The organism is Levilactobacillus humaensis (genome assembly GCF_024345185.1).
Lineage (GTDB): Bacteria > Bacillota > Bacilli > Lactobacillales > Lactobacillaceae > Levilactobacillus > Levilactobacillus humaensis.
In genome coordinates this window covers 1-13,703 of sequence record NZ_BROB01000015.1, presented here as the reverse complement: position 1 = coordinate 13,703, position 13,703 = coordinate 1, and the positions used below count along the sequence as shown (strand labels likewise).

8 protein-coding genes are annotated in these 13,703 nt (G+C 49.5%); 6 read left to right on the top strand and 2 right to left on the bottom strand.

All coding sequences use genetic code 11. From position 1 onward, the window contains the following. Nucleotides 1-131: 131 nt before the first annotated feature. On the top strand, nt 132-1,226 hold the full coding sequence (locus OCU14_RS06245; protein ID WP_261810271.1) for a competence protein CoiA: 1,095 nt from the start codon (nt 132-134) through the stop codon (nt 1,224-1,226). 62 nt (nt 1,227-1,288) lie between these two features. Further along, a complete protein-coding gene (gene pepF, locus OCU14_RS06240) occupies nt 1,289-3,106 on the top strand; it encodes an oligoendopeptidase F (protein WP_261810270.1) in 1,818 nt (605 codons plus the stop codon). Between the two features lie 75 nt (nt 3,107-3,181). Here the strand turns inward: pepF and OCU14_RS06235 are convergent, their stop codons facing one another. Together OCU14_RS06235 and OCU14_RS06230 are read right to left on the bottom strand one after the other, a co-directional pair. Continuing rightward, entirely contained in the window at nt 3,182-4,042 is an 861-nt protein-coding gene (locus tag OCU14_RS06235) for a DegV family protein (protein ID WP_261810269.1), read from the bottom strand. A gap of 120 nt (nt 4,043-4,162) precedes the next feature. Continuing rightward, nucleotides 4,163-4,813 carry a DsbA family protein gene (locus OCU14_RS06230; protein ID WP_261810268.1) on the bottom strand — a complete coding sequence of 217 codons (651 nt, stop codon included), beginning with the start codon at nt 4,811-4,813 and terminating at the stop codon, nt 4,163-4,165. Nucleotides 4,814-5,130: 317 nt separating this feature from the next. Between OCU14_RS06230 and yjbM the strand changes: the two genes are divergently transcribed. The 4 genes from yjbM to OCU14_RS06210 all read left to right on the top strand — a co-directional run. Next, nucleotides 5,131-5,793, top strand: a complete 663-nt coding sequence (gene yjbM / locus OCU14_RS06225; protein ID WP_261810267.1) for a GTP diphosphokinase — start codon at nt 5,131-5,133, stop codon at nt 5,791-5,793. Between the two features lie 3 nt (nt 5,794-5,796). Next, nucleotides 5,797-6,597: an NAD kinase gene (locus OCU14_RS06220; RefSeq protein WP_261810266.1), complete on the top strand. Its 801-nt coding sequence runs from the start codon at nt 5,797-5,799 to the stop codon at nt 6,595-6,597. Next, the gene (locus OCU14_RS06215; protein WP_261810265.1) at nt 6,597-7,496 is read left to right on the top strand and encodes an RluA family pseudouridine synthase; all 900 of its coding nucleotides are present in this window, start codon (nt 6,597-6,599) and stop codon (nt 7,494-7,496) included. The genes OCU14_RS06220 and OCU14_RS06215 overlap by 1 nt, the downstream gene beginning before the upstream one ends. Before the next feature lie 694 nt (nt 7,497-8,190). Continuing rightward, nucleotides 8,191-13,703 (top strand): KxYKxGKxW signal peptide domain-containing protein (locus OCU14_RS06210; protein ID WP_373875078.1); only part of this gene is annotated, 5,513 nt, incomplete at its 3' end.

Below are 13,703 nucleotides of genomic sequence, written 5' to 3'. Positions count from 1 at the left end.
ACCACTATAAAGTAATAGAGGCATAAGAGCATCCCGTCGGATAACTCTTATGCCTCTAAGCTTAGTATTTTTTAATTTGGCTAAAATTTTTGTCCCTTAATCGCGGAATTAGCTGGTAAGGGGGTGAGGTTGTGTTGATTGCATGGCGTGCAGGAAAGTTAATCGATGCCAGCGGCGCAGACCGACAGCCGGATTATCAGTGTCCAGCCTGCCATCATCGAGTGGTTTTACATCGGGGACGAGTGGTACCACCGTATTTTGCGCATCACACTCTAGGGGACTGCGCCGTGGCGACGGAAGGGGAGTCACGACAACATGTTTCTGGGAAACGACAGTTAGCGGCATTCTTTGCGCCGTGGGGCGTGGGCACGCTGGAGAAAATCTTGCCGGAGATTGACCAACGCGCGGATTGCTGGCTTGACCGTGGTGATCATCAACCGGTGGCGATTGAGTTTCAGTGTAGTCCCATTAGTCGCGACCAGGTGGCCGCACGAACGGCAGGTTATCAGAATATTGGGGTGTTTCCCTGTTGGATTTTAGGCGAGCGCTACCAGAAACAGCATTTGAATTGGGATCTGATCGACCGATTTGCCTGGAAGATGCCAGGCTGGGGATTATGTCTCCTATTCTGGGATGTGTCTCGCCGACAGTTAAGGCTGGATCACCATCTTCGGCAGATGGCGACCGGAAAAATTACAGCGACCACCAGTTGGTTAACGAGGATAGACGAGCTACGTCGCCCGCAACAAGCCTCACGACTGCTACCGGTGGATTTGCCAGCTTATCGGCAACGGTTGACGTTGGATTTGTTGCGAGGCAATACCGGTCTTCGTGACCTTCAAGAGGCACTCTACCTGTTGAGAAAGAACCTCCCAGGATTTTCACCAATTTTTGGTACGATGCGCGCTTATTTACCGATATTTGGTCGGGGGCCGATTCTTTGGCGGATTGTCGTGGGAACGTGGATCTTTTCGCGGCAATCGAGTTGGCAGGTACCGGCACTTTGGGAGTTGGCACGAGAGGGACTCACGCTAGTTGGTGGTCATGTTGAAGGCGGTATTCGGTTTGTCGCGGAGAGCCCCCTGCGCCTAGCTCTGGTCGATCTCTTGACAGATTTGGTAGCAGGTCACTATTTGCGGCGAACTAGTCGGGGATGGCAAGTACTGGCGATACCAGCGTGGTCGCGAGATGGTCATGAATGGTTAGAAAATAATGAGAGAAAATAAGTTGTGATCGTCAAACGTCGCGGTAAAAGTGTTAAACTATCTATATGTAAAATTAAAGGAGGATGAGGATAGTGAAACAAATTCCCGAACGCTCAGCGGTTCCAACAGAATTGACCTGGGATCTGACGACGATTTATCCCGATGATAGTGGGTTTGACCAGGCGGTAGCCACGGTCAAGGCCCAAGCCAAAAAGGTGGCCCAATTACAAGGTAAACTGGCCACGAGTGGCGAACAACTTTACCAGGTGACGACGGCCATCTTCGATCTCAATCGACAGTTAGAGCGGCTATACGTTTACGCCTCCCTTAAGAATGACCAAGATACGAGTAACGCTCACGCACAGGATCTCTCGGGCCAGGCTGAAAGCCTGGTTGCCACGGTAGCTGCAGCGACATCTTGGTATGAACCAGAAGTTCTGGGACTAAAACCAGCAACCTTACAGAGCTTAATTGATGCTGAACCACGGTTAGCCGATTACCAGCATGTCTTCGATGTGTTGGGCCAACGGCGTGACCATACCTTATCAGCACCGGAAGAAAAATTGTTAGCTGGTGCGGGTGACATTTTCGGGGCTTCCGCCAAGACTTACAGCGTCTTGAGTGATGCTGACCTTCAATTCCCAGTCGTTCAGGATGAAGAGGGTCACGATGTCCGCTTGTCCGAAGGTCTCTATGGCGTTCTGTTGCAGTCGACCACACCTAAGGTTCGAGAACAAGCTTTTAAGGCCTTGTATAGCGTCTATCAGCAGTTCCGGCATACCTTTGCCTCAACCCTGGCTAGCGAGGTTAAAACGCATAACTACACAGCACAGGTCCGGCATTATGGGTCGGCTCGTGAGGCGGCCATGAGTAGTAATGAGATTCCTGCTGTTGTCTACGACACCTTGGTGAAAACTGTTAACCAGCATCTGGACTCACTTCACCAATATGTGGGCTTACGTAAGGAAATTCTGGGCTTACCTGAACTTCATATGTATGACCTCTATACGCCAATTACCGGGGAACCTAGCCTGAAGTATACCTATCCTGAAGCCCAACAGGAAGCCCTGAAGGCCTTGTCCGTGTTAGGGCCAGACTATGTGGCCAATGTGCAGAAGATGTTTGATACCCGGGCTATCGATGTCGTGGAAAACAAAGGGAAGCGAACTGGGGCCTATTCCGGTGGGATGTATGATACCAAACCATATATTCTTTTAAACTGGCAGGACAGCCTAGAGAGTCTCTTTACCTTGGTTCACGAAATGGGTCACAGCATGCATAGTCATTACACGCGATCCAATCAGCCCTACCAATATGGGGATTACTCGATCTTCGTGGCAGAAATTGCCTCAACAACTAATGAAAACTTATTAACGGACTATTTGTTGAAGACCCAAACCGATCCACATATTCGAGCTTACGTCTTGAATCATTATCTAGATGGGTTCAAGGGAACCGTTTATCGCCAGACCCAGTTTGCCGAGTTCGAAGACTACATTCACACGCAAGCAGCCGCTGGCCAGTCCTTGACGGCTGATTTCATGAGCAAGTTCTATGGGGATTTGAACGCCCGCTATTATGGGGATAATGTCATTTCCGATCCACAGATTGCTGATGAGTGGACACGGATTCCGCATTTCTACTACAACTATTATGTTTACCAGTACTCAACTGGTTTTGCGGCAGCTACTACCTTGTCACAACGCATTCTGAGTGGTGATCCGGCTAAGCGTGATGCTTATCTGAATTACCTGAAGTCTGGGGATTCTGCTTCACCACTTGAAGTGATGAAACGTGCCGGGGTCGACATGGCCCAACCCGATTATCTCGATCGGGCCTTCAAGACCTTTGACGAACGGTTAGCTGAGTTCACCCAACTTGCCCGTGAATTAAAGAAGTAAATTGACGCACGAAAAAGCTTTGGCAGTTAAGCCAAAGCTTTTTTTATAAAATCATTCACTGATTATTTTATGCGTTTAAATGGATTGCCAATCTTGTTGCCAAAGAATGCCCATGGTCTTCTCTCCCGTGTGGACACTGATGGCGGGGCCAAGTTGACTCTGGCTCACGCGAATCTGGGGAAATAGGGTGTGGAGGTCAGTGACCCACTGGCGTGACAGTTCAGGATCGTTGGCATCGATGACCGTGGCATGCATCGGATAGTCGTTGGTCGCCAGGTCCTTGGCCAGGGCCGAGGTCATGTAGTGAAAGGCTTTCTTCATCGTCCGCTCCTTACCAATCGCCACGATTTTACCAGTGTCATCGAAGGTGAGGAGGGGCTTGATGTTGAGCAGATTCCCAATCATGGCCGACCGGTTACTCAGACGTCCCGTTCGTGCCAAGTGACTGAGGTTGTCCACGGCGAAGAAGACCTGTTGCGTATCACGAAGGTGTTCAAGTTGGGGCACGATCTCCTCACCGGTCTGCCCAGCCTGAATGAGTTTACCCGCGAGGAGGCAAAGATTTGCCTCACCAGCGCTGGCTACTAGAGAGTCGACGGGGAAGATTTTAGCCTTGGTGTAGTCCCTGCAGAAGACGCGTAGGTTATTCATGAAGGAGGTAATTCCACTGGAAAGATGAATTGAGATGATTTCGTCAAATCCGGCGGCTGCCAAACGGTCGTAAGCCTCTTCAATTTGTCCCAAAGAAACTTGTGCGGTCGTTGGGAGTTCCTGATCGCTCTTGAGATAATCGTAGAAGGTCTGGCGACTCAGCTGTGATTCCGGGTACTGGTGACCACCCAAAATGACCGTGATTGGAAGCACGGTGATGGGATTGGCCGCAATTTGGTTGGCGGTGAGGTACGCCGCGGTATCGGTGACAATGGCTGTAGGCATGGGAATTGCTCCTTTTTTCCGAAATTAATGGCTCAATCATACCATAATCCAGGCACAATACCAGTCATTGACGATCAAAAAAGCCAAGCCAGATTGGCTTGGTTTATCGGGTAAAACGATTTATAACACTCGCAAATGAGGATGCATTCCCCCGGTAAGTGATGAGGATGTTTGGTCATTAGTCGGGTAATTAGGTTCACCCATTAACATCTCTTTCGTTGCAACTCCCTGACTCTCGCAAACATCGCAGAGGGAGTCATAGGTGACATCATTCAGTAGCAACCCGTATTGAGAAACGTCGCAGTTGAAGATGACAGCGGAAGAAGACTGTTGAATCTTCATTTCGGCAGCTAATTTCTGATCGGTCTTAAACGCTTGCTTGGCAAGGTCAGACTGGCAATCTTCGTTGAACATGTCGAGATCGAGGCGACAATCTCTAGCCAGTTCAAGGGCCAACTCTTGCGAGAAGGACTCGTGATGGTTAACAACCGCGGTCTGCATGTTTAAGAGGAAGTCACGGCCTTTACGCTTCCCCTGGAATAGAGCAGCTTTATAGGCCAAAATTGCCTGGTAGTACACGCCAAAGTAGGCATTCCGTTCAGCCAAGGTTGGCCGCTTAGGCAAAGCCTGCTCAATAATCTGCTGATTGAGTAAGGGCACAAATTGAAATGAGACCTTGCTATTAAGATGATCGGCCAACTTCATAATGTTACGCTCGGAACGCATACAGCGAGCGCCTAATGGGTTGACGAACAAATAGACTTCTAACACATTGCTTCCTCCTATAATCTGTCCTCGTTGGCAATCAGCAAGGGTCGCCAAACAAAAATTAACAATAGCACTACTTTAGCAAAAATACAAAAAATAGCAATCCGGAACATTTGTTTGAGATAAAAACCGTCCATTTAAAACGCACCCTAATCATGCAACATTTTTCGACTTAGGTAAAGCTAAACGCCTCGTGAACCGGGAACTTAGGGGTGGAAAAAATTACGCGTCTTAAATAGAATGTAATTAGTCTCGGTAAAGCGTGAAATATGGTAAAATTTAAGGATGAGACGTGCAAACAAGGTTGGGGGAAAGTCATCATGATAGCAAATTGGGATCAATTTTTATTACCCTATCAGCAAGCCGTAAGCGAGTTGAAAGTCAAGCTCCGCGGCATTCGGAAACAATTTGAAAATCAAAATCAACGGCCACCCATTGAATTTGTGACGGGTCGGGTGAAGCCAGTTCCGAGTATCGAAGAAAAGATGACGCGCCGGCACGTCGCTGAGGAGCGTCTTGAGAAAGATATGCAAGACATTGCGGGTCTACGGATTATGTGCCAATTTGTTGAGGATATCTATCAAGTCGTTGACTTACTACGCCAGCGAACCGACCTCACGATTCTTGAGGAACGGGATTACATCCATAATGAAAAGCCCAGTGGCTATCGGTCCTATCACATCGTGATCGAGTACCCGGTACAATTGGTCACGGGGGAAAAGAAAATTTTAGCCGAGATTCAAGTGCGGACACTGGCCATGAACTTCTGGGCCACGATTGAGCATTCTTTGAACTACAAGTACCAAGGTGACTTTCCGGAACAACTCAGCCAACGTTTACAGCGGGCTGCGGAAGCCGCATTTAAGTTGGACACGGAAATGTCAGAAATTCGAGAAGAAATTCAGGAAGCCCAACACTATACCCCTAAGAGTGGGGGACAGCCAGGGATACCGCCAGAAACTTCTCATGATAAGGAAGATTAGCGCATGAAGGTTTCAATTTTTGGGAATAACGGGCCAGCTTCGATGAAGGTTTCACGAGCGCTCAAGGCCGGACTCACAGCGGCCGGCATCACCATTGATAGCCTCGATCCCGACATTGTCGTGACGGTTGGTGGGGATGGGACGCTACTTTCGGCCTTCCACCACTACAACGATCGCCTGGACCATGTGCGCTTTGTTGGGATTCATACCGGTCATCTGGGATTCTATACAGACTGGCGGGACTACGAGGTTCAGGAACTCATTAAGAGCCTCATTAAGGATAACGGCCAGAGTGTCAGCTATCCCTTACTGAACATTAAGGTTGAGTATGCGGACGGGACGCATCCGGACGAGGCCCTGGCGCTAAATGAATCTACCATTAAGAAAGTCTCTGGAACCATGGTCGCCGATGTTTATATTAAAGGCGAACTTTTTGAAAGTTTTCGGGGGGATGGTCTGTGTCTGTCGACACCAACCGGATCGACCGCGTATAACAAGTCTGTGGGTGGGGCTGTGCTCAGTCCACACTTCGACGCTGTCCAAATGGCCGAGATTGCCTCTATTAATAATCTGGTCTTCCGGACGTTAGGCTCACCCCTGATTATTCCGGCCGATGAATGGGTTCGAATCGAACCTGCTGCTGCGGCGGATAACATTTTAATGTGTGATCAGCTGGCCATTGAAGGTCGGCCAATCAAGGCCATTACCTATCAGATTGCCAAGCAACGAATCTCCTTTGCGGAGTATCGTCATACGCATTTTTGGCAACGTGTCGAGTCCTCCTTTATCGGGAGGGACCGCTAATGACCAGTTTTGCATGGACAGTCACGGGGACGTCGCCGGTACATGTGCGAACGGTCCTGATGGCCCATGGGGTCACTCGGACTTTTCTGAAACGGGTTAAGTTTCATGGCGGTATCGTGAGCCTGGATGGTCGTGAAGTCCGCGTGATTGCGATGGCTCAGCCGGGGCAGGTTGTGGGACTGACGTTACCACCGGAACCCACGAACCCGCATGTCTCGCCGTCATTCAAACCGTTGGCCATTTTATATGAAGACGACCACTTTCTTGTGGTAAATAAGCCGGCTGGAATGGCCTCTGTGCCATCCCACATCTATTCGGAGGATACCTTGGCTAATCGTGTGAAAGGGCACCTGATGACGATTCAGGCCCCCAGTACGGTGACGCACATCGTGACCCGACTGGATCGCGAAACTAGTGGGGTTGTGATCTTTGCCAAACACCACTTTGCGCATTCCGTATTGGATAAGCAGCTAAAGCTGAAAACGTTGGATAAACGGTACATTGCGGTCGCCACTGGGGCTTTTTCCACGGCTCACTTGGTTATTGAGGCCCCAATTGGTCGGGCAGACGATTCGTTTGTCAAACGAACCGTACGGCCAGATGGTCGCCAGGCCAAGACGGAACTCTGGGTCCGTGCCCAGTCCAAGTCGGCCAGTTTGCTGGCACTCAAGTTACATACTGGACGTACACACCAGATCCGTGTTCATTGTGAGTCAGTGGGGCATCCGCTGATTGGTGATTGGCTATATGGCCGCCAAACCAATCCTTGGATCCATCGACAGGCTTTACATTGTGCTCGGGTGAGCTTCTATGAACCCTTCATCGATCGCCAAATCACTTGTTTTGCGCCGCTGCCGGATGACATGGCAAGTGTGATTGAACATGAAATTTTAAATTAAACTAATTAATAGGTGTCGCCATCGTGAATTGCCACGATGGCGTTTTTTTGGTCAAAAATAGTGTTACACATTTTAGTTTGTGTGGTGAGTTTATAATTACCAACTAATTGTTTATATAATTATAAACAAATTTATCATAAAAATAGGTTCCTACGTGCTTCATTAACACTGCACATATTAGCAATGGTGTGAGTAAAGTCTCATTAAAAACAAATTTAAGAAAGGGCTTGCACCATCGGACTGGGAATTTTGCACAAAGCTGGCGGTAAAATGAGTGAGCAAACTCGATTTGCTTGTGAACTTTACTAACACGTCTAATGTGATGATACATCAGCGTTTGTGAAACTGATCATCGCAGTTAAAATACTGTTTTGAAAAGTGAAATGTGTGTATTGAACAGATTAAGGGTGGACATCGAATATAATTTGAACCTTCTAATCTTAGCCCGCTGGATAGTCAATTATAAGTTTAGATTAAGCTTTCAAATAGTACGCATAGTAAAGTTATGCTATGATAGCTTCTGAATGAGAAGTGGTTTATAGGGGGGTCCCATTTCTGGAGACATAGGTATAAACCATATACGGTTATTTCGGTCGAACGATGCTGAAATCGCTTACAATTCCGAAGGCCCTTCTCGTTATTAAAGTTAGGAACTGAGACACAGTTGAAGGAGGACGACTTAAAAGTGAAATTTATGCGGAAACAAGCTTTTAGAGACGATCCTAAATTACGTTATAAGATGTTCAAGGCAGGGAAGACTTGGGTCTTCGCCGCAATGGCATCCTTTTCGCTTTTAGGAGCGGGCCAAATGACGGCAAGCGCGGATACAACGAGCGCCGCTGATAAGACTCAGAGTGCCAAAGTTGCGACAACCAGTTCAGATTCATCAGCGACCTCAGCGGCAGGAACATCAGTCGCGGAGACCACGGAAGACAATAGTGATGCTACAGATGAACAGACATCGGCAGCCAGTAAGGACGTTGCGGAAGCGACGAGCGCTAGTGATGATCTCGATACTTCAGCTGTTTCAAGCTCAAGTACAGACACTAGTTCGACTGCCAGCAGTTCAGCACAAAAATCAGAAAAGGCCACGAGTACCAGCGCCGTTGCAACTAGCAGTGCAGAAGCAACGAGTGCCAGTACCGATATTTCAGCCAGCCAGGTCAATAAGTTGGCAGAAACTGCTGGAACTGATATTACATTAAACGTCGCCGTGACCTCATCAGTTACCAAGGTCGCGACTACCAAGAAGGCTAACGTTTCACGGATGACCTTCTATACATCGTCAGATGAAGTTGCTAATTCAGCCGGTGACAGTAGTGCGGCCGCAGCGGCTTCAGCTGCAGCCTCTGCCGCTGCGAAGGCTGCCAGTGCAGCTTCTAGTTACGACAAGTTAGTTTCAACAGCCGCCACCAAGGCAGCGAATAGTGCTGCTAAGAGTGCCTATGCTGAAACGGACCAAGCTTATAAATTTGCTGATTACTATAATAGTTTAGCCAACATGTATTTAGATGCCCTGAACTCATCAATTGGGGGCGCGGATGCTGGGATTAAATACGGTGAAGCCAGTTCCTCAGCGAACTACTTTGCCCAGGAAGCCCAGTCCTATGCAGAAGTAACTTCTAGTTACGCCAGCATGGGGAGTTCTGCCGCGGCCATTGGGATCAAGGACATGGTGAGTTCATATGCTAGCATGGTTCACAGCCTTGCTAGTGCGGCATCAAATGCTGCAGCCGAAGCCTCAGCAGCGGCTAGTGAAGCTTACTTAGCAACTCAATATGACAAGAATAACTCAGCAGCGTTGTCGGCCGCTTCATCAGCCAACGTTGCCTTCGAGAACGCTAAATCAGCAGCCGCAACGGCCGTTAATTTAGCCAAGGATGCCGATTCTTACTATGCAACAGCAACTTCGGCAGCGGCTTCCGGAAATTATGAAGCCGCAAGTACGGCATTAGTGGCCTCAACCACGTTAGCGGAAGATACCGCCACGGCGAACAACAATGCCGCGAACGCTTTCCGTGACAGTGCGAAGTCCTATGCCAGTGCCGCAGTTAGCATCTCCATTGGGGACGCCGCTTCAGACGCTGCTGCTAAGGCTAGTGCCGCTGCTTCGTCTGCGAGTGCTGCTTCAAGTTATGCCAACGCTGCTTCTGGTTACCATGGGGACCAATCGAGTTCCTATGCTGCCGCAGCCAGCAGTGCCGCAGTCACGGCGGCCAATGCAGCTTCGACTGCTGACTCAGCTGCCCAAGCTGCCAAGACCGCTACAACGCCTAAGGAAGCTAACTCGTTATCCGTTCAGGCTTCTTCAGCCGCGGTAGTTGCCGCAACAGCTGCTAGTGACGCTGCCAAGGCAGCCTCATTGGCCGTTCAATTCGATACCAACGTTGAGAATAACGCCACTGATGATACTGGTGGTATTTCAACCGATTTCGACGTTGATAAGTCTGCGATTGATGTTGGTCAAAGTATCACGTTGACCGCCACGATTGGTGATTTTACCTTACTTTACGGCAGTGCAACTTACGTTTGGTACGTGTCAACCGATGGAAAAACGTGGAAACAAGCTACGGACCCGACAACCGTTTCCGATAAGAATGCTTCTGTAACCTTAACGCCCAACGCTGCCGGAACTTACTACTACCAATACGTTGCTTCAGGTAAAAAGGGTGTGTTGGGTGCCAGTGGATCATTTAAGAAAGCAAGTAATGTTCTGACGGTTGTTGTAACTGATGCTAACGGAACATACACGGACCAAGCCAAGAAGGCCGCTAGTTTAGCCGCAAGTTATGCTAAGCAAGCCGGTAGTCAAGCTACTGCAGTCAGTGAAGCCGTGATTACCATGAATTCCTTAGCAGACTTCGAACCCGATGAGATGGTTTCCGGGAAGGTCTACGCGACCGCAGCCGCTACTGCTTCCAAGAGCGCCGCTTCATATGCCGCTGCAGCCGCTACTGAAGCGCAATCAACCGCTGCTGCCCAGAGTGCTGCTGCTACCTTAGAAGCCGCCGGGGATTACAGTGGGGCCAGCTCAGCTGCCTTAGTAGCCGCTGCAAGTGCTGAAAAGGTTTCTTCTTACAGTGTCTTGGCTAGCTCAGCTGCAGCCTTAGCCCGTGAAAACGTGGATAACGCGCTGTCAGAAGCTGCCCGGATCACGCAGGACGCGACTATCGGCAGTTATTTGAAAGATAGTTACGCCGCTACGGCAGCCTCAACGGCCAGCTTAGCCGCTTCATTAGCAACTGAAGCCGCAACGCATGCTCAAGATGCAAACAATGCTTACAACAACGTGCCAGAATTTAACTCTGGTGCAACGATTGCAAACTCAATGGCTGCCAGTGCAGCTGCTAAGACCGCGTCATACGCAGCCAAGGCCCAACAATACGCAACGTCGGCAGCTAATGCCAAGGATTACACGGCGGCTTCTGGGGCAGCCAAGGATGCGGCGTCAAACCTGATCCTGGCTGAATCCGAATCTGTAGAAGCCTCCAGCGCTGCTAGTGATGCAACGAAGATTATTGTGGACGCTCAGTCATCTTACGTTTCTGGTGTTGCTTCCGCAGCTAACGAAGCTAATGCCTTAGCAAATCAAGCTGCTATTCTGGCCGCTAGTGTTGCCAACTCATTATCAAGTAGCATTAAGGCCAATACGAGTTTAGGGGCGTCCTATGTTTCTGATACCCAAGAGTACGCACAAGCCGCAGAATTAGCCGCAGCATCTGGAGATGCCGCAGCGATGACTGCCAACAGTTACATGACCCAGGCCTCTTCAGCTGTTAGTGCCGGCAACTTTATTGCTGCTAGTTCCTTTGCCGCAGCTGCAAGTTCAGCCTTAGCAGATGCTAACTCATACGCTGCTGCTGCAACGGTCTCTGCTTCTTCTGGGACCGAAGCCGCCTCGTATGCGGTCAACTACTCCAACGATACGAGTTCTTACAAGAAGAAACCTTCTGGTAATGCCACGATGATTTGGGGCATTCCAATTACTAACGGGTATACCCAACAACCAGCAACGATGACGTCAACGAAGCAAGGTCAAACATTTACTTTAACTGGAACTTCACGGTTGGGGATTATCAACCTAGCAGCGATTACGACCAGTGTCACTTGGTATGTTCAGGTTAACGGTAAGTGGATGACTACCGACGATGCTGTTTCTCAGGGTTACTTGGAAAGTGCCACCGCGGAAAACAACACTGGGTGGGGGATGAAGATGTCCACTGCCAGCACGTTGACCGTAAAGACCAACGATTCATTTAAGGGAACGTTACTGTTCCAGATGTACTCTGATTACGGGCTTTTGATTGGGGCTCAGCTGTACAGTGATTTAGCCGAAGTTGATGTTTATGATAAGGAAATTCCAGCCACTGGAATCACGATCAGTGGGAACGATTACCTGTTGAACTCTGACCCAGGAACTTATGTGGCCACAACGAACCCAACAAACTCTACCAGTCAGATTACTTGGAGTAGTAGTGATGAAAGTATCGCGACGGTTAATAATGCCGGGGTTGTCAGTGCAACTTCCGCCAGTGCACGTGGTACCGTTACGATTACAGCTACGGTCACGAATGCCGACGGTTCGACTTATTCTGACTCCAAGGTTATCCAAGTGGGTAATGGACTTGAAGATCAGGCGGTTGATGCCGGAAATTCCGTCACTTTCCAACCAGATGCTGGTGCTGGTAATACTGGGGATTCTTCCAAGATTACCTACCAGTGGTACTACTCAGCAACCGCTGATGGTACTGACATTGTGAAGTTAGACGGTCAAACGGAAGATACGCTTAATTTATCTGATGTGAAGACCTCACAAGCCGGTTACTACTTCCTGAGAATCACCGCGAAGACGACGCTCGGGCAGACCGTAACTGTCGATTTAGGACGTGCCTACTTGACGGTTAACGCCGTGGACAGTGATGATGCTTCCAACGCAGCGTTAGCCGCAGCCTCTGAAGCAGCCGATGCTGAAGAGTATGCAAAATTAGCCAGCTCATATGCTGACGTTGCCAACAAGTATGCCTCTGCAAACACGTCAAATGCCGAAGTTGCCGAAGCAGCTTCTAACGCCGCATCGGCCGCAGCCGCAGCTAGTTCAGCCGCAGCCGCAGCCTCAACGGCACAGTCTAATGCCGAAGCAGCCCAGTCCGAAGCTAATGCCGCACAGAACGTTGCCGGTGATAACGCCGCAGCTAAGTCTGCTGCTGAAAAAGCCAAGGCCGCAGCTGACGAAGCGAAGGCAGCCAAGGATAGTGCCGCAGCCGCAGCCAGTGATGCTAAATACTGGGCGGGTGTAGCTGCAGCAATTGATGACAACTCGGATTCTGACAGTGACTCGGACTCCGATAGTGATTCCGATTCTGATAGTGATTCCGATTCTGATAGTGATTCCGATTCTGATAGTGATTCCGATTCTGACAGTGATTCCGATTCTGACAGTGATTCCGATTCTGATAGTGACTCCGATTCTGACAGCGACTCGGACTCGGACAGCGACTCAGACTCAGATAGCGATTCTGACTCCGATAGCGACTCCGATTCAGACAGTGACTCGGATAGCGATAGTGACTCTGATTCCGACAGTGACTCCGACTCCGATAGCGATTCTGACTCAGACAGCGATTCTGATTCCGACAGTGACTCGGACTCCGACAGTGACTCGGACTCAGATAGTGACTCGGACTCCGATAGCGATTCGGACTCCGACAGTGACTCCGATTCCGATAGCGACTCGGACTCCGATAGTGATTCCGATTCAGACAGTGACTCCGATTCTGACAGTGATTCGGACTCAGACAGTGACTCAGATTCCGACAGTGATTCTGATTCAGATAGTGATTCCGATTCGGACAGCGACTCCGATTCAGACAGTGACTCCGATTCTGACAGTGATTCTGACTCCGACAGTGACTCCGATTCCGATAGTGACTCGGACTCAGACAGCGACTCCGATTCAGACAGTGATTCCGACAGTGATTCGGACTCGGACAGCGACTCCGACTCCGATAGCGATTCTGACTCCGATAGTGATTCGGACTCGGACAGCGATTCTGACTCCGATAGCGACTCCGATTCAGACAGTGACTCGGATAGCGATAGTGACTCTGATTCCGACAGTGATTCCGACTCTGACAGTGATTCCGACTCTGACAGTGATTCCGACTCTGACAGTGATTCCGACTCTGACAGTGATTCCGACTCTGACAG

Excerpts from the sequence above, each read along its gene's own strand:
- OCU14_RS06215 (WP_261810265.1), top strand. The coding sequence starts at position 6,597 with ATGACCAGTTTTGCATGGACAGTCACGGGGACGTCGCCGGTACATGTG.
- OCU14_RS06235 (WP_261810269.1), bottom strand. The coding sequence starts at position 4,042 with ATGCCTACAGCCATTGTCACCGATACCGCGGCGTACCTCACCGCCAAC.
- pepF (WP_261810270.1), top strand. The coding sequence starts at position 1,289 with ATGAGGATAGTGAAACAAATTCCCGAACGCTCAGCGGTTCCAACAGAA.
- yjbM (WP_261810267.1), top strand. The coding sequence starts at position 5,131 with ATGATAGCAAATTGGGATCAATTTTTATTACCCTATCAGCAAGCCGTA.
- OCU14_RS06220 (WP_261810266.1), top strand. The coding sequence starts at position 5,797 with ATGAAGGTTTCAATTTTTGGGAATAACGGGCCAGCTTCGATGAAGGTT.